At 69.6% G+C, this 21,380-nt stretch carries 22 protein-coding genes; 14 read left to right on the top strand and 8 right to left on the bottom strand.

All coding sequences use genetic code 11. The features are described 5' to 3' along the window. The first annotated feature begins 75 nt into the window (after window positions 1–75). From rpsF to rplI, 4 genes are all read left to right on the top strand, one after another. Window positions 76–459: a 30S ribosomal protein S6 gene (gene rpsF / locus ASD56_RS04625; protein WP_055961767.1), complete on the top strand. Its 384-nt coding sequence runs from the start codon at window positions 76–78 to the stop codon at window positions 457–459. A gap of 5 nt (window positions 460–464) precedes the next feature. Continuing rightward, window positions 465–977: a single-stranded DNA-binding protein gene (locus ASD56_RS04620; protein ID WP_055961765.1), complete on the top strand. Its 513-nt coding sequence runs from the start codon at window positions 465–467 to the stop codon at window positions 975–977. A gap of 63 nt (window positions 978–1,040) precedes the next feature. After that, entirely contained in the window at window positions 1,041–1,295 is a 255-nt protein-coding gene (gene rpsR, locus ASD56_RS04615) for a 30S ribosomal protein S18 (protein WP_045301896.1), read from the top strand. A gap of 10 nt (window positions 1,296–1,305) precedes the next feature. After that, window positions 1,306–1,758 (top strand): 50S ribosomal protein L9, encoded by a 453-nt coding sequence (gene rplI / locus ASD56_RS04610; protein ID WP_055961762.1) that lies wholly within the window; start codon window positions 1,306–1,308, stop codon window positions 1,756–1,758. Window positions 1,759–2,159: 401 nt separating this feature from the next. Here rplI and ASD56_RS04605 read toward each other — a convergent pair whose 3' ends face one another. Further along, on the bottom strand, window positions 2,160–3,791 hold the full coding sequence (locus tag ASD56_RS04605; RefSeq protein WP_055961759.1) for a chaplin family protein: 1,632 nt from the start codon (window positions 3,789–3,791) through the stop codon (window positions 2,160–2,162). Window positions 3,792–3,875: 84 nt separating this feature from the next. Beyond that, entirely contained in the window at window positions 3,876–4,844 is a 969-nt protein-coding gene (locus tag ASD56_RS04600; protein ID WP_235565520.1) for a hypothetical protein, read from the bottom strand. A gap of 436 nt (window positions 4,845–5,280) precedes the next feature. Between ASD56_RS04600 and dnaB the strand changes: the two genes are divergently transcribed. From dnaB to ASD56_RS04580, 4 genes are all read left to right on the top strand, one after another. After that, window positions 5,281–6,657, top strand: a complete 1,377-nt coding sequence (gene dnaB, locus ASD56_RS04595; protein WP_055961756.1) for a replicative DNA helicase — start codon at window positions 5,281–5,283, stop codon at window positions 6,655–6,657. Between the two features lie 77 nt (window positions 6,658–6,734). After that, window positions 6,735–7,220 carry a DUF2975 domain-containing protein gene (locus ASD56_RS04590; protein ID WP_055961754.1) on the top strand — a complete coding sequence of 162 codons (486 nt, stop codon included), beginning with the start codon at window positions 6,735–6,737 and terminating at the stop codon, window positions 7,218–7,220. Beyond that, on the top strand, window positions 7,220–7,450 hold the full coding sequence (locus ASD56_RS04585) for a helix-turn-helix domain-containing protein (RefSeq protein ID WP_055961751.1): 231 nt from the start codon (window positions 7,220–7,222) through the stop codon (window positions 7,448–7,450). Before ASD56_RS04590 ends, ASD56_RS04585 begins: the two co-directional genes overlap by 1 nt. Window positions 7,451–7,474: 24 nt before the next feature. Then, window positions 7,475–7,861, top strand: a complete 387-nt coding sequence (locus ASD56_RS04580) for a PPOX class F420-dependent oxidoreductase (RefSeq protein ID WP_055961748.1) — start codon at window positions 7,475–7,477, stop codon at window positions 7,859–7,861. Window positions 7,862–7,904: 43 nt separating this feature from the next. On the opposite strand, the gene ASD56_RS04575 is transcribed toward ASD56_RS04580, so the two are convergent. Next, entirely contained in the window at window positions 7,905–8,345 is a 441-nt protein-coding gene (locus ASD56_RS04575; RefSeq protein WP_055961745.1) for a hypothetical protein, read from the bottom strand. A gap of 168 nt (window positions 8,346–8,513) precedes the next feature. Here ASD56_RS04575 and ASD56_RS04570 point away from each other — a divergent pair, with 168 nt between their 5' ends. The 3 genes from ASD56_RS04570 to ASD56_RS04560 all read left to right on the top strand — a co-directional run bounded on the left by ASD56_RS04570 (window position 8,514) and on the right by ASD56_RS04560 (window position 11,009). After that, a complete protein-coding gene (locus ASD56_RS04570; protein WP_055961742.1) occupies window positions 8,514–9,899 on the top strand; it encodes a pyridoxal phosphate-dependent decarboxylase family protein in 1,386 nt (461 codons plus the stop codon). A 70-nt stretch (window positions 9,900–9,969) separates the two neighbouring features. Continuing rightward, a complete protein-coding gene (locus tag ASD56_RS04565; protein ID WP_055961738.1) occupies window positions 9,970–10,686 on the top strand; it encodes a hypothetical protein in 717 nt (238 codons plus the stop codon). After that, complete coding sequence (locus ASD56_RS04560; protein ID WP_055961736.1) at window positions 10,683–11,009, top strand: hypothetical protein; 327 nt, start codon at window positions 10,683–10,685, stop codon at window positions 11,007–11,009. The genes ASD56_RS04565 and ASD56_RS04560 overlap by 4 nt, the downstream gene beginning before the upstream one ends. Window positions 11,010–11,015: 6 nt before the next feature. On the opposite strand, the gene purB is transcribed toward ASD56_RS04560, so the two are convergent. Further along, on the bottom strand, window positions 11,016–12,398 hold the full coding sequence (gene purB, locus ASD56_RS04555) for an adenylosuccinate lyase (protein WP_055963657.1): 1,383 nt from the start codon (window positions 12,396–12,398) through the stop codon (window positions 11,016–11,018). A 35-nt stretch (window positions 12,399–12,433) separates the two neighbouring features. After that, a complete protein-coding gene (locus tag ASD56_RS04550) occupies window positions 12,434–12,940 on the bottom strand; it encodes a low molecular weight protein-tyrosine-phosphatase (protein WP_200947456.1) in 507 nt (168 codons plus the stop codon). A gap of 174 nt (window positions 12,941–13,114) precedes the next feature. On the opposite strand from ASD56_RS04550, the gene ASD56_RS04545 reads away from it, so the two are divergent. Beyond that, on the top strand, window positions 13,115–15,781 hold the full coding sequence (locus ASD56_RS04545) for an ExeM/NucH family extracellular endonuclease (protein WP_055961732.1): 2,667 nt from the start codon (window positions 13,115–13,117) through the stop codon (window positions 15,779–15,781). A gap of 25 nt (window positions 15,782–15,806) precedes the next feature. Here the strand turns inward: ASD56_RS04545 and ASD56_RS04540 are convergent, their stop codons facing one another. Continuing rightward, entirely contained in the window at window positions 15,807–16,910 is a 1,104-nt protein-coding gene (locus ASD56_RS04540) for a glycosyltransferase family 4 protein (protein ID WP_055961729.1), read from the bottom strand. Then, complete coding sequence (locus tag ASD56_RS04535; protein ID WP_055961726.1) at window positions 16,907–19,051, bottom strand: amylo-alpha-1,6-glucosidase; 2,145 nt, start codon at window positions 19,049–19,051, stop codon at window positions 16,907–16,909. The genes ASD56_RS04540 and ASD56_RS04535 overlap by 4 nt, the downstream gene beginning before the upstream one ends. Window positions 19,052–19,288: 237 nt before the next feature. On the opposite strand from ASD56_RS04535, the gene ASD56_RS04530 reads away from it, so the two are divergent. Together ASD56_RS04530 and ASD56_RS04525 are read left to right on the top strand one after the other, a co-directional pair. Continuing rightward, window positions 19,289–19,570, top strand: a complete 282-nt coding sequence (locus tag ASD56_RS04530) for a hypothetical protein (protein ID WP_055961723.1) — start codon at window positions 19,289–19,291, stop codon at window positions 19,568–19,570. After that, the gene (locus ASD56_RS04525; RefSeq protein WP_055961720.1) at window positions 19,570–20,943 is read left to right on the top strand and encodes a hypothetical protein; all 1,374 of its coding nucleotides are present in this window, start codon (window positions 19,570–19,572) and stop codon (window positions 20,941–20,943) included. The genes ASD56_RS04530 and ASD56_RS04525 overlap by 1 nt, the downstream gene beginning before the upstream one ends. Here ASD56_RS04525 and ASD56_RS04520 read toward each other — a convergent pair. Continuing rightward, window positions 20,915–21,307 (bottom strand): phage holin family protein, encoded by a 393-nt coding sequence (locus tag ASD56_RS04520; RefSeq protein ID WP_055961718.1) that lies wholly within the window; start codon window positions 21,305–21,307, stop codon window positions 20,915–20,917. The two genes, ASD56_RS04525 and ASD56_RS04520, sit on opposite strands and share 29 nt — an antisense overlap. Window positions 21,308–21,380 lie beyond the last annotated feature (73 nt).

Below are 21,380 nucleotides of genomic sequence, written 5' to 3'. Positions count from 1 at the left end.
CCGGATGACGTGCACCACACCCTCCTGCTGCCGGGAAATGCCCGACAGCCGTTCAAGTCCGAAGGAGGTGGGTTAGTGACGCACCAGTACGAACTCATGGTCATCCTGAGCCCCGAGATCGACGAGCGCCAGGTCGCCCCGAACCTCGACAAGTTCCTCAAGGTCATCACCAACGATGGCGGCACGATTGAGAACGTCGACATCTGGGGCAAGCGCCGTCTTGCTTACGAGATCCAGAAGAAGACCGAGGGCATCTACGCCGTCGTCAGCTTCACCGCTACCAGCGCCACCACGCAGGAGCTGGACCGTCAGCTGAACCTCAATGAGCAGATCATGCGCACCAAGGTCCTGCGCGCAGAAGAGGCGATCGCCATGATCGCGTCCGAGAAGCAGCGTGCCGACGAGAAGGCTGCCCGCAAGGCCGCCCGTCCCGCGAAGCCCGTCAAGCAGGACGCGTAACGACGATGGCCGGCGAGACGATCATCACCGTCGTGGGCAACCTCACGGCTGATCCCGAGCTGCGCTACACGCAGAACGGTCTTCCCGTCGCGAACTTCACGATCGCGTCGACGCCGCGCACCCTCGATCGCGCATCCAACGAGTGGAAGGACGGCGAAGCGCTGTTCCTCCGCGCGTCGGTGTGGCGCGAGTTCGCCGAGCACGTCGCCGGCTCGCTGACGAAGGGCTCCCGTGTCATCGCGACCGGTCGCCTCAAGCAGCGCTCCTACGAGACGAAGGAAGGCGAAAAGCGCACTTCCCTCGAGCTCGAGATCGACGAGATCGGCCCCTCGCTGCGTTACGCGACCGCACAGGTCACGCGTGCCGCCGGCGGCGGTGGCCAGTCGCGCGGCGGTCAGTCGCAGGTCGCAGACGCTCCGTGGTCGACCCCCGGGTCGGCGAACGCGGGCGGCGCGAACGCCGGTGGTGGCGACGCTTGGGCGGCTCCGGGCGCCTACGGCGACGACACCCCTTTCTGAACTCAGAACCAGATTTCGGATGCCTCGGCTGAGGCACCCGGTCTCCACACGTAAGGAACACCCATGGCTGGAAAGGCAACCGGCGATCGCCGGAAGCCGCGGAAGGGCGCGAAGAACGCGGCCCCCGCGAAGGCGATCCGTGTCGGTCTCATCGACTACAAGGACGTCGCGACTCTTCGCAAGTTCATCTCGGAGCGTGGCAAGATCCGCGCCCGTCGTATCACCGGTGTCTCGGTGCAGGAGCAGCGTCTGATCGCCAAGGCGATCAAGAACGCGCGCGAAATGGCGCTCCTGCCGTACGCCGGCGCTGGCCGCTAAGGAGCATCCGATGGCAAAGCTGATTCTCACGAATGAGGTCGCCGGGCTCGGTAGCGCCGGTGACGTTGTCGAGGTCAAGAACGGGTTCGCCCGTAACTACCTCATCCCTCAGGGCTTCGCAGTCGCGTGGTCCCGTGGCGGCGAGAAGCAGGTGGCGTCTATCCGCGCCGCCCGCGACGCTCGCGCGATCCACGACCACGAAGAGGCTGTGGCGCTGAAGAACGCGCTCGAGTCCAACAAGGTGAAGCTGGCCGTCAAGGCCGGCGCCGAGGGCCGTCTGTTCGGCTCGGTCAAGACCGAGGCCGTGGCCAACGCGGTCAAGGCCGCCGGCCTGGGCGACCTGGACAAGCGCAAGATCCACATCACCTCCCCGATCAAGTCGGTGGGCGAGCACGAGGCGACGATCCGTCTCCGCGACGACCTCACCGCCGTGATCACCCTGCAGGTGGTCGCCGCCAAGTAAGGCAGCGATACAGAACGGATGCCGCGGACCTTCGGGTCCGCGGCATCCGTCTTTTCTGGGGGTGTGGGTGGTCAAGACGGATGCCGCAGGCCCCCCGGCTCGCGGCATCCGCCTTGTCTCGGGGCCGTGGTCCGCGTGGACGACGACCGGTCGGTACCACCGCGGCGAACGCGGTGGATGGGTGAGGACGGATGCCGCAAGGCCCCCCGGTTCGCGGCATCCGCCTTGTCTTGGGGCCTCGTCCACGGGCGACCGGTCCAGGCATAGCCCGGTCGCCCGTGTGGAGGGTCAGATGGTGATGTTCCTCGAGGAGAGCGGGAGGGCCGGGGGAACGGCCCTCCCGCCACGCTCGCGATAGCAGGCGGGGCTGCCTGAGGGGGACGCCTTCCCGCCCCCGCTACTCACGCGGAGCGTCGCCGCGACCCGAGCGCCAGCGCACCGGCCGCGACGAGCACGAGGCCCATCAGCAGGCCGAGCAAGTCGCTCGTCCCTCCCGTCGTGGCGAGAACGGCGGCGCTTGTGCCGGCAGGCGAACCGGTTATGCCTCCGCCGTTCGTGGAACCCGGGCTACTGGGGATGCCGGGGTCCGTGGGGTCGATCGGGTCCGTCGGGTCCGTCGGGTCCGTGGGATCCGTCGGGTCGACCGGGCCGGTCGGAGTGGTCACCGTGCTGTCGCCGATCACCGAGATCGCGTTGCCGCCGACCGTGATCGGCAGGTTCAGCGGCGCCAGGATCTGCGTGCCGCCGAGGATCGAGTCCGTGCCGGACGTGCCGGAGGTGCTCGTTTCGCCGGTGCCCGCCGAACCACCGGCAGCGCCGGTCGTCGTGCTGTCGCCGACGGCCGAGATCGCGTTGCCCACCAGGCCGATGGGTGCGGTGATCGGTGCGACGACCTGCGTGCCGCCGGCGGTGCTGTCGGCACCATCGGTCTCGGCTGCGGTGGTGCCGCCGGTCGTTCCGGAGGCGGGTGCCGCCGATGCGCCGGTGCTCATGCTGTCGCCGATGACCGAGATCGCGTTGCCGATCACGTTGACGGGCGCGGTGACCGGTGCGACGACCTGGGTGCCTCCTAGGATGCCGTCGGCACCGTCGGTCATGGCTCCGGTTCCGCCGCCGGTGGATGCGGTGGCGGGTGCGGCCGATGCGTTGGCGGTTTCACTCGTGCTGTCGCCGAGAACCGAGATCGCGTTGCCGACCGCGGTGACCGGAGCGGCGATGGGTGCGATGACCTGAGTGCCTCCGAGGATGCCGTCGGCGCCGCTCGTCTCCCCGCCGGTGCCGCCGGGTGCTGCAGCGGTGCCGGTGGCAGTGGTCGCAGGTGCGGTCTGGCTCTCGCTGTCGCCGAGAACCGAGATCGCGTTGCCGATCACGGAGACGGGGGCGGTGAGGGGAGCGACGACCTGGGTGCCTCCGAGGATCGAGTCGCTGCCGTCGGTCCACCCTTCAGCCGATGAGGCCGTGGTGGTGGCACCGGTGCTCGCTGCGGGCGCCGGTGCGGCGCTCGTGCTCTGGCTGTCCCCGAGCACCGAGATGGCGTTGCCCGAGACCGTGATCGGCGCGTTGACCGAGAGCAGAGCCTGCGTGCCCGAGAGCACACCGTCCAGGCCCGACGTCGACGCCGCGGGGGCGGGAGCGGATGCAGGCGCCGGAGCCGGAGCTGCGCCGGTCGACGTCGAGTCACCGACGACCGATATGGCGTTCCCCGATACGGTGACCGGCGCGTTGACGGCGACGATCGCCTGCGTGCCCGACGCGATGCCGTCGAACCCGCTGGTCGAAGCCGCGGCGGGAGCCGGAGCAGGAGCAGGAGCAGGAGCGGGCGCGGGCGCCGACTGGCTCGTGGAGTCACCGAGGACCGAGAGTGAGACTCCGCTGAGGTCGATCGGGAGGTTGATGTTGATGAGGGCCTGGGTGCCCGAGAGCAGCCCGTCCTCACCCGTGGTCTCGGCGGCGCTGGCCACCGTGGAGCCGATCAGCGTGATGCCGCCGGCCAGGAGCGTGCCCAACAGGGCGCGCTTGATGAAAGTACGCATGATGTTTCCCCTTTGTTGACTGAGTTGTCGCAGCGCGTGAGGGTGCGCTGAGTCGAGCCGTTCTCGATGAGACGGTCGACTGCGTCAGTCGGGGGAGACGTCCGTGGAACCAACGGGCGCCGGAGGAGCATGCTCGTCCTCTGGTCCGGCGCGACGCACCCAGGCACGGTGTGCGGCAAGCGGACCGAGGGCAAGAAGCGCCCAGGCGCCGAGACCCGAGGCACCGGGTCCCGTGGAGGTTGCAGACGGCGGGCAGAGTCCTCCCGCCGGAGACAGGGGTCCAGGACCGTCAGAAGACGTCATGGAAGCCACAGCGGACGCGGCGGAGCCTGATCCGGGCGCGAAGGCCGCGGTGTCCGCCGTGCTGTGGAGGGATGCCGCGGCGAAGGCGCGGAAAGTGTTCAGGGTGGCGGCGAGGAGGGCCTGTGCCGGTGTCGCCGCATCCGCCGTCTCGGTGGGGTCGACCGTGCCGGGGAGGCCGGGAACGCCCGGAATAACGGGGCTGCCGGTACCCGGCTGGCCCACGGTCTCGCCGACTTCCGTCACGGCGCCGGCTACTCCGCCGAGGGTGTCGTCCACCGTCGTGGTCAGGTCTGTGACGGCATCGTCCAGGCCGATGCCCGAGACGATGCCACCGACGACCGGCACCTGCGTGACGATGTCGACCACGGGCTGCGTGACCGCGCCGACGACGCCGCCCGAGACGACCTCGGTGACCGGCGTGGTGACGGCGGTGACGACTGTTCCGACGGTCTGGACCACCTCGCGGACCGGCTGCTGCACGGGGGCGGGAGCCACGGAGACCACGGTGTTCACGACCCCGGTGACGCCGCCGGTGACGGCGGTGACCGTACCGGTGACGGTGCCGGCCGTGCGGTCGACGAGAGATGTGACGGCACCCAGCAGGCCATTGCCGTCGCTGTCGCCCTCATCAGCGTGCGCCTGCCCAGAACCGAGGCCGAGCAGCAGCGAGAGGATGATCCAGGCGAACGCGGTGGCCGCCCCGACAAGGGCGAGTCGCACGACACTCGACTTCGAGTTTGCGATCTCCACGTTCACCTCCCACGACGAACAACGCCGCGCCTTCCGGACGGAATGCGCTGAGGGTGCCTGGATTTCAGAGGGTAAACCTTGGATGGACCAATTGTCTAGGGGGGCAGACAACTCGCGCCGTTCGTTCACGATCGATTCCGCGCGGAATTGTGCACAGGCGGGCTTGAACGCAGCAACCTTCAAGCCTGACTTCAAGCGCGTCCTCTTCCACAGGCTGTGGAATCAGCGATGCCTGATCAGACGGCGTTTCCGTCGCAGAACCGACCCGTTGATCCGCCTTTGTCCACACCCGTTGTTCACAGGTCTCCCGGCGTTTCTCGCAGTCTTTCCACATAGTTATCCACAGGCCGTGTTGCAGGTGTCCGGACCCCTGCCTAACGTGGGGCGCGGCCCTTCGGGTCGAGCATCGATCGAACACGTGGAGGATCCTGCACCTATGTCGATCGCCGACATCTCGGAAGAGCGCATGGGCGGACCGCGCGAGTTCGAGCGCACCCCTCCGCATGACCTCCTCGCCGAGCAGAGCGCCCTCGGCGGCATGCTGCTGTCGAAGGATGCGGTGGCCGACGTCATCGAGACGCTGCGCGGCACCGACTTCTACATCCCGAAGCACGAGCTGATCTTCGAAGCGATCCTGACGCTCTACTCGCACGGCGAGCCGACGGATGTCGTCGCCGTCACCGACGAGCTCATCAAGAGCGGCGAGCTGCAGCGCGCCGGTGGCGCCGACTACCTTCACACGCTGACCTCGATCGTGCCGACGGCGGCGAACGCCGGGTACTACGCCTCCATCGTGTCGGAGCGCGCACTGCTGCGCCGGCTGGTCGACGCCGGCACCCGCATCGTCCAGATGGGTTACTCCGGTCAGGGTGAGGCGCTCGACCTCGTGAACAACGCGCAGGCCGAGATCTACTCGGTCACCGGCGCCGAGGCCGCCGAGGACTACGTGCCGCTCACCATCGCGGTCGACGCGGCCGTCGAAGAGATCGAGGCCGCCCGCGGCCGCGACGGTCAAATGACCGGCATCCCATCCGGCTTCTCCGGGCTGGATCAGCTCACGAACGGCATGCACCCCGGGCAGATGATCATCATCGCGGCGCGACCTGCCATGGGTAAGTCCACGCTCGCGCTGGACTTCGCGCGCTCGGCCGCCATCAAGCACAACATGCCGACCATCTTCTTCTCGCTCGAGATGGGCCGCAGCGAGATCGCGATGCGCCTCATGAGCGCCGAGGGCTCGGTGCCACTGCAGTCCATGCGCAAGGGCACGCTCGACTCGCGCGACTGGACCACGATCGCCTCGACCCGCGGTCGCATCAACGACGCGCCCCTCTACATCGACGACAGCCCCAACATGACCCTCGTCGAGATCCGGGCGAAGTGCCGACGGCTCAAGCAGAAGGCCGGCCTGAAGATGGTGGTCATCGACTACCTCCAGCTCATGACCTCGGGAAAGCGCGTCGAGTCCCGCCAGCAGGAGGTCTCGGAGTTCTCCCGAGCGCTCAAGCTGCTCGCGAAGGAGCTCGCGGTGCCGGTCATCGCCCTCTCGCAGCTGAACCGTGGAGCCGAGCAGCGCGCCGACAAGAAGCCGGCACTCTCCGACCTCCGTGAGTCGGGCTCGATCGAGCAGGATGCCGACATGGTCGTGCTGCTGCATCGCGAGGCCGCCTATGAGAAGGACAGCCCGCGCGCGGGCGAGGCAGACCTCATCGTCGCCAAGCACCGTAACGGCCCGACCGACACCATCACGGTCGCGTTCCAGGGGCACTTCTCGCGCTTCACCGACATGGCACCGGGCGGCGACTTCCACTAGACCTATCGACTGAGTTGTGATTTCTATCGTTATTCGATAGATTCCATGCGTACATCGATAGATCAACGGGAGTTCGCATGGGGAAGAAGACGATCTGGGCGCTGCGCGTCGTCATCGCACTGTCGCTCGCAGGTTCGTTGCTCGTCCAGGTCATGATCCTGCCGGCCGTCTGGCGCGATCTCGACGACGTCGAGCTCTGGGCCCGCATCACGCTGATCACCCTCTTCGCACTGGGCATCGTCACACTCCAGGTGTGCGCGGTCTGCATCTGGCAGCTACTGACGATGGTGCGCCGCGGCTCGGTGTTCTCGCCCGGGGCGTTCCGCTACGTCGACGTGATCATCGGCGCGATCGCCGCGGCATCCGCTCTCATGTTCGCCCTTGCCGTGTTCCTGGCGCCCGGTGGAACCGCGCCGGGCATCGTGGGCCTGATCTGCGGCGCCTCGCTCGTGATCGCCGGCGTCGCGCTGCTGGTCGTCGTCATGCGCATGCTCCTGAAGCAGGCGATGGAGCGCGAGAACGAGGCGCGGCATCTGCGCGACGAGCTGGATGAGGTGATCTGATGGCCATCATCGTCGACGTCGACGTCATGCTGGCCCGCCGAAAGATGTCGGTCGGAACGCTCGCCGAGCGCGTGGGGATCACACCGGCGAACCTCGCGGTGCTCAAGAACGGGCGCGCGAAGGCGGTGCGCTTCACGACGCTCGATGCGATCTGCCAGGTGCTCGAGTGCCAGCCGGGAGACATCCTGCGCTGGGAGCCCGACGGCGAGGGGCCACCGGCCTCCGGCTGACCCGCCGCGTGCGAGGCTGGACGAGTGCTGACCGACGACGCCCTCGAGTTCCTCCGCGAGTATCACCTCGCCACCCTGTCGACCCTCGGGCGCGACGATCGCATCCACGCGGTTCCCGTCGGCTTCACCTATGAAGAGGGCATCGTCCGGGTCATCGGCACCGGCGGCTCGCAGAAGTTCCTCAACGCCCAGCGTCGCGGCCGCGCCACGATCTGCTCGGTGGACCGTGCCCGCTGGATCAGCTTCGAGGGGCCCGCTCGCGTGCGGACGGATCCGGATGCCGTGGCCCACGCCGTCGCGCTCTACGCGGCGCGCTACCGTCAGCCGCGGGTGAACCCGGAGCGCGTCGTGCTGGAGCTGCAGGTCGAGCGCGTTCTCGGCTCGGCGCAGTTCCGGACGCCCCGTGCGTGACGAGGGGCCGCCCGCGTCGGGCGACCCCTCGTGAGCCCGGACGTCAGCCGACGGCCTTCTTCACCAGCTGCGTGATCTTCTTCTCCACCTCGGACGTCCACGCGATCACCGCGAAGCCGACCGGCCACATGTCGCCGTCGTCGAGCTGCGAGGGCTCGTCGAAGTTGACCGTGCCGTAGCGGGTCTTGAACTTCGACGCCGGCTGGAAGAACACCACGACCTTGCCGTCGCCGTTCGCGTACGCGGGGAAGCCGTAGAACGTCTTGGGCACGAGGTCGGGCGCGGTCTCGGACACGACCTTGTGCAGGCCTTCGGCCAGCTTCTTGTCGGTGCCCTCCAGCTTGCCGATCGCTTCGAGCACCTGCTTCAAGCCCGCTTCGCGGTTCTTGCCCGCTTTCGCCTGGGCGCGCAGCTCCTTCGCGCGGTCCTTGACGGCCTGCCGCTCTTCCTGACTCAGTCCGTCCGAGGTCGTCTTCTCTGCCATGTCCTTCTCCTTCACGTCGTGGCGGCCGCACCGGCGGCCTGTCGTGTTTCACGCTACGCACGAGCCGCGGCATCCGCTTCTCCATTCCTGCCCTCTTGTCGCAGGTCCGACTTGTCCGCCCCGGCGGGCGCGCCTAGCGTGAGGTGTCACCCGATCGATGGAGATGCCATGACCTCGCCCGCGCGCCCCGAGCAGATGCACGCCATCTCGGAGCAGACGATCCACACGGTCGACGACGTGCTCGACTACGCCCGCCGCCGTGCGCTCTACGAGGACGTGCCGCTGGACAAGCCGCTGCGGCCGAACGACCTCGCGCGGCTGGCGTCGGGATCCATCACCGACGGCGGGATCGGCGCACGACGGGCCATCGCCCTGTTCGAGAACGTCCTCGCTCCGGCGTGCATCTCGACGGACCACCCGGGATACCTCTCCTTCATCCCTTCCGCGCCGAGCAAGGCCTCCCTTGCGTTCGACGTCGTCGTGTCGGCATCCGCGATCTACGGCGGCTCGTGGATGGAGGGCGCCGGCGCCGTCTACGCCGAGAACGAGGTGCTGCACTGGCTCGGGCGGGAGTTCGGCCTGCCCGCGACCGCCGGCGGCGTCTTCGTCCAGGGCGGGACCATCGGCAACCTCTCGGCGCTGGTGACGGCACGGGATGCCGCGCGCCGGCGCAACGCGGAGGCCGGGCGTCCGAACCCGGCGCGCTGGGTGATCGCGTGCAGCGCCGAGGCGCACTCGTCCATCGCGTCGGCGGCGGAGGTGATGGACGTCGACGTCGTCACCGCCGCCCCGGACGCCGGCGGCCGACTCCACGGCGACGCGCTCGCCGCGGTGCTGGACGCCCACGAGGGCGCTGTGCTCGCCGTGGTCGCGACCGGCGGCACGACGAACTTCGGCATCGTCGACGACATCGCCTCGGTCGCCGCGGTGACCAAGGAGCGCGGCATCTGGCTGCACGTCGACGGCGCCTACGGCCTCGCGGCGATGCTCGTCGAGCGGATGCGCCCCGCATTCGCCGGCGTGGAGCTCGCGGACTCGGTGATCGTGGACCCGCACAAGTGGCTGTTCGCGCCCTTCGACGCGTGCGCGCTCATCTACCGCGAGCCCTCGCTCGCCCTGCAGGCGCACACGCAGAAGGCCGAGTACCTCGACACGCTCACCGGGTCGCCGGACTGGAACCCGTCCGATCTCGCGGTGCAGCTGACCCGGCGCTCGCGCGGCCTGCCGCTCTGGTTCTCGCTGGCCACGCACGGCACCGCGCAGTACCGGGCGACGATCGAGTACGGCATCGACCTGGCGCGGCGCATCGCCGATGAGATCGCCCGCCGCGACGGCCTGTCGCTGGTGCGCGAGCCGCAGCTGTCGGTCGTCGTGTTCCGGCGGGAGGGGTGGACGGCGGCGGACTACCAGGCGTGGTCGGACCGCCTCCTCGAAGAGCAGCGCGGTTTCGTGGTGCCGAGCTCGCACGCCGGGGAACCCGTCCTCCGGTTCGCGATCATCTCCCCGCTGACCACCTATGACCTGCTCGTCGACATCCTCGACTCCCTGGCCTGAGCGCCCGGCGGCTTCGTCCAGGCAGCGCGCCTAGACTGGAGGCGTCCCTTCCGCTTCGCAGGAATCCGCCGTGACCTCAGCTTCTTCCGCCCGCACGTTCGACGTGCGTCACGTGCAGCTCGCGCGTGCCGCCTTCGCCGCGCTCGCCGCGGTGATGATCACGTTCTCGCCGGACCACTCCGCTCTGGTCGGGATGTCGGTGTTCAGCGGGTACGCCGTCGCCACCGGTCTGGTGCTGCTGCTGTCGGTCTGGCTCGTCTACCCCGCTGGCCTCCGCTGGCCCGCCGGTGTGCTGGGCGGCCTGACCCTCGTGGCCGGCATGGTGGGCGGCCTCGGGCCGCTGCGCACCGCCACCGGCTTCTTCGCCGTCGTCATCGCGTGGGCTGCGGTGACCGGTCTGGTCGAGCTCATCAGCGGCCTCCGCGGCCTCCGCGGTCCGCGGACCCGGCGTGACATCGCTCCGGGCGTCGCCGATGCCCGCCCCGCGGTCGCCGACACCGGGCGGCGGTCCGACAGCCGCGACGCGGTCGTGGTCGGCGCCCTGGGACTGCTCCTCGCCGCCGGGCTGGCCATCGTGCCGGCCGGCTACTCATTGCAGTACACGATCGACGAAGCGCACCAGACGTTCACCCTCACGGGCATCACGATCGGCGTGGGCATCTTCGGTGCCTACGCGGCGATCGTCGCCGTGTATCTCGGGATCGCGGGCTTCTCGCCGCGAAAGGATGCCCCGGTCGCGACCGAGGCCACGGCATCCGTCTCCGCCGACCAGAAGGATTCCCTGTGAGCGACGACCGCCCCACCCGCCGCGACCTGATGAAGCCGGTTCAGCTGCTCGGGCTCGCCTTCGGCGCCGCGCTGTTCGCCGGTGTCGTGACGCTCGTGTCGATGGGCTTCTTCCAGGCGGGCGGCGCCGAGAAGACCCAGGCCGCCGTCGTGCTCGCGCTGATCGTCGCCGGGATCACCTTCATCGCGGTGCTGCTCATCGTCTCGCTGCTGCTGCTGGCCGTCGATCCGGCGCAGGTCGCCAAGCCGATCGACAAGCCGGTGCTGCTGCCGGACGAGGACGACGGGACGGATGCCGCGGCATCCGCCGACCCGAAGGCCTGACCCGGGTCAGCCGAGCTCGTCGACCAGCTTCGACGCGAGCCCGTCGTACGTCGCCGGGGTCAGCGCGAGCAGGCGCTCCTTCGCGGCATCGCCGATGTCGAGTCCGCGGACGAACTCGGCCAGCTCCGGCCCGCCGACGCGGCGACCGCGGGTGAGGTCCTTGAGCAGGGCGTAGGGGTCGGTGATCTGCGAGCGGCCCGCGGCGATCTCGGCGCGCACGACGGTCTGGATCGCCTCGGCCAGCACCTCCCAGTTGCCGTCGAGGTCGGCCAGCAGGACGTCCTCGGCGAGAGAGATCTCGCCGAGTCCGCGCTGCAGATTGTCGAGCGCGAGCAGCGAGTGGCCGAGGGCGACGCCGATGTTGCGCTGAGTCGTCGAGTCGGTGAGGTCGCGCTGCAGCCGGCTCGTGACGAGCGTCTGCGACAGCGTGGCGAGCAGGCCGCCGGCGATCTCGAGGTTCGCCTCGGCGTTCTCGAAGCGGATCGGGTTGATCTTGTGAGGCATCGTCGACGAGCCCGTCGCACCTGCGACCGGGATCTGCGTGAAGTACCCGATGGAGATGTAGGTCCACACGTCGGTGGCGAGGTTGTGCAGGATGCCGCCGGCATGACGCACGCGATCGTAGAGCTCGACCTGCCAGTCGTGGGACTCGATCTGCGTGGTGAGGATGTTGAACCCCAGACCCAGCCCCTCGATGAACGAGCGGGTCAGCTCGGGCCAGTCCACGTCGGGCTCGGCGGAGAGGTGCGCTGACCAGGTGCCCGTCGCACCGGAGAACTTCGCCAGGTACTCGCCGGACTCGATCTGCGCGGCCACGCGCTCGAGACGCCAGGCGAACACGGCGAGCTCCTTGCCCATGGTGGTCGGCGTCGCGGGCTGACCGTGGGTGCGCGAGAGCATCGCCGCGTCGCGGTGCGCGACGGCCAGGTCGCTCAGGACCGAGATCACGGCGCGCAGCTTCGGCAGCCAGACGCGCTGCATCGCGCGCTGCACGGTGAGCGCGTACGACGTGGAGTTGATGTCCTCGCTCGTGCACGCGAAGTGCGTCAGCTCGGCGATCGCGTCGAGGCCGAGCGTGGAGAGCCGGTCGCGCACCAGGTACTCGACGGCCTTCACGTCGTGACGCGTCACCGCCTCCTTCTCGGCGAGCCAGTCGATCTCGGCCTGGCCGAACTCGAGGTACAGCGCGCGCAGCCGGGCCTTGTCGTCATCGCTCAGCGGCGACGAGCCGAACAGCGACCGGTCGGTGAGGGCGATGAGCCACTCGACCTCGACCTCGACGCGGGCACGGTTGAGGCCCGCCTCGGAGAGGTAGTCGGCCAGTCCGGTGACGGCGGCGCGGTATCGGCCGTCGAGAGGACTCAGCGGCTGAGGGGGGAGGTTGGTCACGGTGCTCCCGTCGGAACGCAAGGGCGAGCCCGGCGTCATTTCGCCGGGCGGATCGCGGGTTCGAGCTGCCGGAAGAGCGCCCGGCTCGCGCTCTCGATCATACCGAGCACTTCATCGAACATCCCCGGCCCGGCGTAGTACGGGTCCGGGACATCGAGGGTGGCGGCGGAGGAGTCGAACGACAGCAGGAGCGCGATCTTGTCGGCGTCGCCCTCGCCGCGCGCCCAGCCGTGGAGGATCCGTTCGTGACTGCGGTCGAGCGCGATGACGAGGTCGCTGTGCGCGAAGTCCGCGTGGGTGAACTGCCGCGCGCGGTGCCGGGTGCCGTCGTAGCCTGCCCGGTCGAGGGCGTCGATGGTGCGCTGATCGGCGCGCTCGCCGACGTGCCAATCGCCGGTGCCGGCGCTGGTCGAGGCCACCCGTGAGCCCAGGCCGGCGGCATCCGCCAGACCGCGGAAGACGACGTCGGCCATGGGCGAGCGGCAGATGTTGCCGGTGCACACGAAGACCACGCGGAAGGGGTCTCCGGAAGTGGCCGTCATGGCACCATTCTGGCCCTGCCTCTCGCGCTCGCCAAAGCGGGAACAGGGCTCCATCACCGCCGCCGACACGAATCGTTAAGGAACTCTCCTCGACCAGGCCTTCCGCGCGTCGGGAGGCTCGCCTAGCCTGTGCCCGGAGGCCGACCCGGCCTTTTCCCATGTCCAGGAGGTTCCGTGCGCCGTTTCCGTGCAACCGTCGCAGCCACCGCCGCCGCCGCCATCGCCCTGACCGGGCTGATGGCGGCGCCTGCGATGGCTGCCGACCCCGCTGAATTGATCCTCAGCGAGGTGATCGAAGGCTCCAGCAACAACAAGGCCGTCGAGATCTACAACCCCACTCCCGCGCCGATCGACCTCGGTGCGGGGGCGTACCGCCTCCAGCAGTTCTCCAATGGCGCGGTGACCGCAGGAGTGACCATCGAGCTGACGGGCACCATCGCACCCGGAGGCGTCCATGTCGTCGCCCATTCGTCATCCAACGCCGCGATCCTGGCGCAGGCCGATCAGACGACCGGCACCGGCCTCTTCAACGGCGATGACGCCCTGGCGCTGGTGAAGAACGCCACGGTCGTCGACGTCTTCGGCCAGATCGGCGTCGACCCCGGCACCGAGTGGGGCACCGGCCTCACCTCGACCGCCGACAACACGCTTCAGCGCAAGCCCGCGATCTGCGTCGGCGATCCCAATGGTGCGGATGCCTTCGACCCGGCCGTCCAGTGGAACGGCTTCGCCGTCGACACGGTCACCGGACTCGGCGCGCACACCACCGAGTGCAGCGACCTCGAGCCGCCCGTCGACCCACCGGCCCCAGTCGCTGACTGTGCGCTCGATGTCTCCGCGATCAGCGCGGTGCAGGGCAGCGGCGCGGCATCGCCGGTGGCGGGCACGACCGTCCGCGTCGAAGGCACGGTCGTCGGCGACTTCCAGACCGGCGGGTTCGGCGGGTACTACCTGCAGGATGCCGGCGACGGCATCGCCGCCACCTCGGATGGCGTCTTCGTGTTCGCCCCGAACGGCGACGCGGTCGAGACCGGTGACGTGGTGCACGTGGTGGGAGTGGTCAAGGAGTTCAGCGGCCTCACCGAGATCGAGGCGATCGACGCAGCGATCTGCGCGACCGACGCCGCGCTTCCCGCGCCGCTGGAGTTCTCCCTCCCGGCGACGGACGCCCAGCGCGAAGCCGTCGAGGGCATGTACGTCACGCTCCCGCAGAGCCTCGCGATCCTCGAGTTCTTCGAGTACGGGCGTTTCGGCACGATCGATGTCGGCCTGGACCGTCAGGCGACGCCGACGGCGCAGTTCGCCCCGATCGACCCCGCCGCCGTTGCTCTCGCGGCGCAGAACCTGCTCGAGCGGATCACGATCGACGACGGGCGCAGCAGCCAGAACCCCGACCCGGCGATCCACCCCAACGGCGAGATCTTCACGCTGCAGAACACGTTCCGCGGCGGCGACCTCGTCACCGATGTCACGGGAGTCCTCGACCAGCGGTTCGGCGCGTACGCCATCCAGCCCACGCAGGGCGCCGAGTTCGAGGTCACCAATCCGCGACCGGACGTCCCCGCCGTCGGCGGCGATCTCGTGGTGTCGAGCTTCAACGTGCTCAACTACTACACGACCATCGACCCGACCCCGGCGAACTCGAACGACGACGACCTCACCCGTGGTGCGGACACCGTCGAGGAGTTCCAGCGCCAGGAGGCGAAGATCGTGGCGGCGCTCGCCGAGATCGACGCCGACGTGCTCGGCCTCATCGAGATCGAGAACGTCGAGGACGACGCCGCCGTCAAGGCGATCACGGCCGCCCTCAACGCGAAGGTCGGCGAGGGCACCTACGCGTACATTCCCACCGGGAAGATCGGCACCGACTCGATCAAGACGGCGCTGCTCTATAAGCCGGCTGCGGTCACGCCGGTGGGCGCCTTCGCTCTCATGAACCAGGAGAAGGACGCCCGCTGGCTCGACGACCGCAACCGGCCGGGACTTACGCAGACGTTCCAGGACGCGGATGGCGCGAAGTTCACGGTCGTGGTGAACCACCTGAAGTCCAAGGGATCGGCGTGCACCGGCGACCCTGAGCACCCGCTGCAGGGCAACTGCAACGTCACGCGCACGCAGGCCGCCGCCGCGCTCGCCGACTGGCTCGCCACCGACCCGACCGGTCAGGGCACCGTCGGCCGCGAGCTCATCATCGGCGACCTCAACGCGTACGACAAGGAGGACCCGATCGCGACGCTCACGGCGAAGGGCTACACCGATCTCCTGCTGAAGTACCAGGGAGAGGATGCCTACAGCTACGTGTTCGACGGTCAGCTCGGCTACCTCGACCACGCTCTGGCAGGGCCGGGCCTGCTGGCCGACGTCCGCGGCGCCGCGCCGTGGAACATCAACGCCGACGAGCCGAGCCTGATCGACTACGACATGTCGTTCAAGCTGCCGGCACAGGACGCGCTGTTCGCGCCCGACCCGTTCCGGTCGAGCGACCACGACCCGGTGCTGGTGGGACTGGACCTCACGCCCCCCGACACCACCGCGCCCGAGATCCAGGCGGTCGCGGTGCCGTGGTTCATCCTCGCGCCGAACAACAAGGACCACACCGTGACGGTGCTGGTCGAGGCATCCGACGATCGCGGCGAGGTCACGGTCGCGCTGACCGGGGTCGAGGCGAGCGGGTCCACCCGCGCCGAGGTCACGCAGCTCGATGACCGTCGGTTCGAGGTGAAGGCCGTGAACGGCGCGATCTACACCTTCACCTATACGGCGACGGATGCCGCGGGCAACACGGCGACGGACACGGCCACGGTCGTCGTCGGGATCAAGGGGCTGAAGAACCTCTTCTGACGCCCTCCGCCGAGACGCCGCTTCCTCAGGAGGCGGCGTCTCGTGCGTTCGGCAGGGGCACGCGCGAGCGCTCGAGCGGCAGAGCGGCCAGGGTGCCCTCGCCGACGCGGCGGGGTCCCTTCTCGAGGATCCGCTCGAACAGCGCGACGTACCTCTGGGCCATCTGAGCCGCGGTGAAGCGCTCTTCGACGCCGGCGCGGCAGGTAGCCCGATCGAGCGAACGCGCCTGCTGAAGTGCGGCGGCAAGGTCGTGCAGGTCGTCGTCGATGAAGCCGTTGCGGCCCGGCTGCACGATCTCAGGCACCGATCCGCGCGGGGTGGCGACGACGGGGGTTCCGGTCGCGAGGGCTTCGATCATCACCAGGCCGAACGGCTCGTCCCACTGAACGGGGTTCAGCAGCGCGCACGAGGCGCCGGTGAGCTCGTACTTCTCCTCGGTCGACAGCTCGCCGACGTACTCCGCGTTCGATCCCAGCGCCGGGCGCACGACCTCGTCGAAGTACGCCTGCTCGAGGGGCTCGCGCATCTTCGCCGCGATCCGTAGGCGGATGCCGGCGAGCTCGGCGACCCGGATCGCTTCGAGGAGCCCCTTCGCCGGATGCATCCGCCCCACGAAGCACGCGTCGTCTCCGCCGGGTCCGACCGGCACATCCTGCACCCGGATGCCGTGGTGGATGACCTCCGAGACGCGGATGTGACGCGAGGTGGACGCCTGATGGTGGGAGATGGCGACGAACGTCATCTCGGGTCCCGTGGCGCCGAAGAGCTCGAGCACGACGTCCTCGAACGGGCTGTGCACGATGGTCACGACGGGCCGTCGGGCGGCGCTGCGGGCGAGCACCGGCCCGCCGAGGGTGTTGTCGACGATCACGTCGACGTCGTCGAGGCCGGCGTAGGCGCGGATCAGGTGGCGCAGCTCCGCGGACGTCGTGCCGATCGCGGCGGGGTCGGCGGCCGGGAACCCGGGAAGCCGCTCGACGGGGCAGGTGCTGTCGCCGGATGCCGCGAGCACCACGTCATGACCGGCTTCGGCGAGCTCGACGGCGAGCATGTCGATGAAGGACTCGATGCCGCCGTACGCCGTCGGCGGGATCGGGATCCACGGCGGAGCGATGATGCCGATCCTCATGGCGTCCTCCGCCGACTGGACGCGGTCCGCGCGCCGCGCGGCTCGTGGTGCAGGGTGAGGTGGTCGGGCAGCCCCTCGATCGTGGTCGTGTCGCCCGCAACGTCGACGGATACCCGGGACCCGGCGAAGGGGACGTTGCGAAGGTGGACGTCGCCGAACTCGGGTGGCAGAGCCGGCGCGACCCAGACCTCGCCGCTCGGCACCGACGGGTCGAAGCGCAGCACCGTGCGCAGCAGCGACAGCGGCGCTGCCGCGGCCCACGCCTGAGGCGAGCACGAGGCCGGGTACACGACGGGTTCCGGGTACTCCTCCTGATCGAAGCCGCAGAACAGCTCGGGCAGGCGGCCGCCGTAGCGGTTCGCCGCCTCGAACAGGCCGACGGTGATGCGCTGGGCCTCCTCGACGAATCCGTAGCGCATGAGTCCGGCGGCGACGATGGCGTTGTCGTGGGGCCAGACCGAGCCGTTGTGGTAGCTCGCGGGGTTGTACGCGCCCATGTCCGAGGCCAGCGTACGCACGCCCCACCCGGTGAACATCCGCTGCGACATGAGGGCTTCGGCGACTCGGGGGGCCTTGTCGTCGTCGACGATGCCGGTCCACAGGCAGTGACCCATGTTGGACGCGCATGCGTCGACCTGCCGCTTGTCGCCGTCGAGTGCGATGGCGTACCACCCCCGGTCGGGGATCCAGAAGCGCTCGTTGAACCGGACCTTGAGCTCGTCCGCCTTCGCGTCCCACTCCCGCGCGACGGATGCTTCGCCGCTCATCGTGGCGAGCAGGGCACGAGCGCGGTACGCCGCATAGACGTAGCCCTGCACCTCGCAGAGCGCGATGGGGGGATCCGCGAGCGACCCGTCGGCGAAGTTGACGCCGTCCCACGAGTCCTTCCAGCCCTGGTTGATGAGGCCGAAGTCGTTGAGCCGTGCGTACTCGACGAAGCCGTCGCCGTCACGGTCGCCGTCGCGCTCGATCCACTCGAGCGCACGGTCCGCGGCCTGCAGCAGCGCGCCCGCGTCGTCGGGCAGGCCGCCCCAGCGGGCGAGCTCGCCGAGCACCACGACGAACAGCGGCGTGGCATCGATCGTGCCGTAGTACACCGACTCCCCGCCGAGCGCGAGGTTCGTGGTGGCGCCGAGTCGCACCTCATGGAGGATGCGGCCGGGCTGCTCCTCGGAGGCCGGGTCCCAGGCCGTGCCCTGCAGGTCCGCGAGGGTCTGGAGCGTACCGAGCGCCAGGGTGGGGTCCAGTGGCAGCGCCATGTAGGCGGTGAGCAGGGAGTCGCGTCCGAACAGGGCCATGAACCACGGCACGCCCGCCGCGACGACGGCGCGGTCGGTGTGGTTCGGGTCGAAGATGCGGAGCGAGCCGAGGTCGCGCTGGCTCTGGCGCACCACCCGCTCGAGCGCGCCGTCCTCCATCGAGGCGACGGGCACTCCCGATTGCCAGGCGAGCAGCCGGCGCACCGGCTCCTCGTGCTGCAGCGGCCCTTCGACCGGTGGACCCAGCGTGACCTCCTCGCCGTTCACCGTCGGGCAGACGACGAGCAGTTGGGTCCAGCTGCCGCGGGGCGGCAGCACGACCCGGAAGGCGATCCGGTCCCGGGCGACGGTGGCCTCGGGAGCCTGCACGACCAGGCCGAGCGGGTCGACCATGCCGACCGCATCGACCCGGAAGCGGCCGGAGTCATCGCGGCGCGTAGGGCGCGGGATGCCGCGTGCCCTGCCCTCCTTCACCTCGAAGATGTCGGCGAAGTCGGCCTCGAGCAGCATCTCGACCCGGAACGACATCGGGTCGTTCGAGTAGCTGCGGATGGTGAGGCGTTCGCGCAGTCCGCCGTTGACGTGTCGATCCCGCTCGACCGTCAGCGGGGTGTCGGCGCGGCCGGGCAGGTGACCCGCGCGTCCGACGAACACGGCGTGATAGGGCTCGGGCGTCAGTGACGACAGCGACTCGACCGGGGCGCCGTCGATGAGCAGCACCCATCGCGACACGATCCGGGTGTCGCGGAAGAACAGGCCGTAGGGCAGGTCGGGAACGATGTCGCCGTTCGCGGCGGAGGTGCAGAACGAGGATCCTTCGAGGATCGTGACGGATCCGGCTCCCACAGGAGGGGCGAGCGTGTCCGCATTCCATCCGGCCATAGACGTGCCTCCGAACGTCGGGGGGCGGCGCGCGACGGGCAGCGCGCTCACTTCGGATGCGGCGACGTTAGGCGCCCTCCGCGTCGGAGCAAGGGGGATTGACCCATCCGGCCCCGCTTGCTAGTGGTCCGACCGTTGGTGCGCTGTGACTCCTGCACAGGCCGCGGCGGGGCGCTGTCGTGCACAGACCCCCATCCCGGTCATCGTCGGTGTGCGCCCGCGGTCGAGCATGGGGCGATGTTCTACGACACCACAGGCGGGGCGGCGACCGCCGCACAGCTGAACTTCGTCGTCCGCGAGCTCGAGCGGCTCGGCCAAAGGCTGATCGACAGCGCCACGGTGGCGTTGGCCCTCGCCGCCGCGACCGACTGGCAGGCGCGCGCTGCGGAGGCGTTCCATACCCAGGCTGACGAGTGGGCACGCGACGTCGCCGGGCTGTACGACCTCGCCGACGCCGCGCGCGACGCCGCTGCGCGTGCCCGTGACAACGCCTGGACGTATCGCGCCGGAGGGGTGTGATGTCGGGCGAGATGGAGATCCGGGGCGGCGGTGTGGTCGCCGTCGATACCGAGACGCTGCGCAGCACCGCAGACGCGTTCGTTCAGGTGCGCGGCGACCTCGAGTCGGTCTCGCTGCGCCTGGATGCCGTGCAGTCGGTGCTCGGAGACCAGGGGCACCACGGAGTCGATGCCTGGCACGACACCGACGTGCTGCGAACCCGGCTGGTCACGTGCATCGAGAAGGCCACGCTGGTCGGCGACGCGCTCCGCGAGGCGGCGGCCATGTACGAGCTCGTCGAGATCAACGTCGCGTACCGCGCCGCGGTCTGGGCCGGTGACTTCGACGCGGCGGCGCTCATCAAGGACCGGCGCGACGCGCTCGTCGAGCGATACCCGGATGTGCTCTGGGCCGCGTCGACGGCGGAACTGGATCGCGCGGTCATGTGGCCGGCGCACCTGGTGCGTCAGGCCACCGAGCTCGGCCTGCTCGGCGGCATGGAGATCGGTCCCGAAGGCGGCGTCATCGCGGGCGCTGCCCTGGGTCTGGGCACCATCGGGCTGGCGACGATCACCGGGTACGGGGGGCAGGGCCGGGTCCCGGCCGATGCGCGGCTTTCGGGACGCGGCGTGGAGGCGATGCTCGTGCCCCTTCCGCCGGCGCCGACCGCCACGGCGGCGCCGGCCGATCTGGCCGCAGTCGCGGCGCGCATGCCCGGCGGCGGAGATTCGCGCGTGAGGGTCGAGACCTACACGATGAGCGACGGCTCCAAGCAGTACGCCGTGTACGTCGCGGGCACGCAGTCGTACGGGGTGGGCGGCGACGACGCGTGGGACAACCTGTCCAACGCGCAGCTCTATACCGGCAACGCGTCGGCCTCCTACGAGGCCACTGTCGCCGCCCTCGCAGCAGCGGGCGCCCAGCCGGGCGATGTGGTGCACGCGTTCGCGCACTCGCAGGGCGGCATGATCACGGCGCACATCGCGCTCGAGGAGGGCTACGACGTCCGCACCCACGTGGCCTTCGGGTCGCCGGTCGAGGCCGACCTCGGCGCGTCGACCCTCAGCGTCGCAGTGCGGCACACCGACGACCCCGCGGCCGCGCTCGCCGGGGGCGGTCACTCCACGCCGGTCGGCGCTCCGGGCAGCTTCATCGTGGAGCGCGAGGCGGATCCGGCGACGGGCAAGCACGACATGCACATTCCGGCACACCAGATGGCGACCTACGCCGAGACGGCGGCGTTGATCGACGCCTCGTCCGATCCGCGGGTCGACGCCGTGCACGACGTGTTCGAGGAGCTCGGCCGTGCCGAGTCCGTCGAGGTCGTCGAGTACGGTGCCCTCCGCGCGGGCGAGCCCGGTGAGCTCAGTCCCGCTTCCGAGGGCGGAGGATGATGCCGAACAGCCAGTTGATCAGCGAGATGATGATCGCCGCGATGAGGCCCAGCCAGAAGTCCTCGACCCGCAGGCCCCAACCCCAGAAGCTCGTGATCCAGGCCGTGAGCCACAGCAGGAACGCGTTGATGAGCAGGCCGATGAGGCCGAGCGTGAGGATGTACAGCGGGAACGCGAGCACCTTGATGACGGTGCCGATGAGGGTGTTGACCAGCGCGAAGATCGCCGCGACGATCAGCAGCGTCAGCACGAACTGCAGCGTCTCGCCCGGCGGGAACGGGACGACCGTGACCCCGAGCACGGTGATCAGGGTGACGACCCAGATCGCGAAAGCGTTGACGACGACGCGGATGAGGAATCCCATACGCCGCAGTCTCGCATGCGGGGCCCGGCCGGTGCGAGGACGAACGGGGGTGTTTTCGGACGTCCACGTATCC

The sequence above is a fragment of the Microbacterium sp. Root166 genome, from assembly GCF_001427145.1.
Lineage (GTDB): Bacteria > Actinomycetota > Actinomycetes > Actinomycetales > Microbacteriaceae > Microbacterium.
This window is presented reverse-complemented; position numbering and strand designations above follow the sequence as displayed.

Bases quoted from the DNA above. Each gene is read 5' to 3' on its own strand.
- ASD56_RS04620 (WP_055961765.1), top strand. From the start codon at position 465: ATGGCCGGCGAGACGATCATCACCGTCGTGGGCAACCTCACGGCTGAT.
- rpsR (WP_045301896.1), top strand. From the start codon at position 1,041: ATGGCTGGAAAGGCAACCGGCGATCGCCGGAAGCCGCGGAAGGGCGCG.
- rplI (WP_055961762.1), top strand. From the start codon at position 1,306: ATGGCAAAGCTGATTCTCACGAATGAGGTCGCCGGGCTCGGTAGCGCC.
- ASD56_RS04605 (WP_055961759.1), bottom strand. From the start codon at position 3,791: ATGCGTACTTTCATCAAGCGCGCCCTGTTGGGCACGCTCCTGGCCGGC.
- dnaB (WP_055961756.1), top strand. From the start codon at position 5,281: ATGTCGATCGCCGACATCTCGGAAGAGCGCATGGGCGGACCGCGCGAG.
- ASD56_RS04590 (WP_055961754.1), top strand. From the start codon at position 6,735: ATGGGGAAGAAGACGATCTGGGCGCTGCGCGTCGTCATCGCACTGTCG.
- ASD56_RS04585 (WP_055961751.1), top strand. From the start codon at position 7,220: ATGGCCATCATCGTCGACGTCGACGTCATGCTGGCCCGCCGAAAGATG.
- ASD56_RS04575 (WP_055961745.1), bottom strand. From the start codon at position 8,345: ATGGCAGAGAAGACGACCTCGGACGGACTGAGTCAGGAAGAGCGGCAG.
- ASD56_RS04570 (WP_055961742.1), top strand. From the start codon at position 8,514: ATGACCTCGCCCGCGCGCCCCGAGCAGATGCACGCCATCTCGGAGCAG.
- ASD56_RS04550 (WP_200947456.1), bottom strand. From the start codon at position 12,940: ATGACGGCCACTTCCGGAGACCCCTTCCGCGTGGTCTTCGTGTGCACC.
- ASD56_RS04540 (WP_055961729.1), bottom strand. From the start codon at position 16,910: ATGAGGATCGGCATCATCGCTCCGCCGTGGATCCCGATCCCGCCGACG.
- ASD56_RS04535 (WP_055961726.1), bottom strand. From the start codon at position 19,051: ATGGCCGGATGGAATGCGGACACGCTCGCCCCTCCTGTGGGAGCCGGA.
- ASD56_RS04530 (WP_055961723.1), top strand. From the start codon at position 19,289: ATGTTCTACGACACCACAGGCGGGGCGGCGACCGCCGCACAGCTGAAC.
- ASD56_RS04525 (WP_055961720.1), top strand. From the start codon at position 19,570: ATGTCGGGCGAGATGGAGATCCGGGGCGGCGGTGTGGTCGCCGTCGAT.
- ASD56_RS04520 (WP_055961718.1), bottom strand. From the start codon at position 21,307: ATGGGATTCCTCATCCGCGTCGTCGTCAACGCTTTCGCGATCTGGGTC.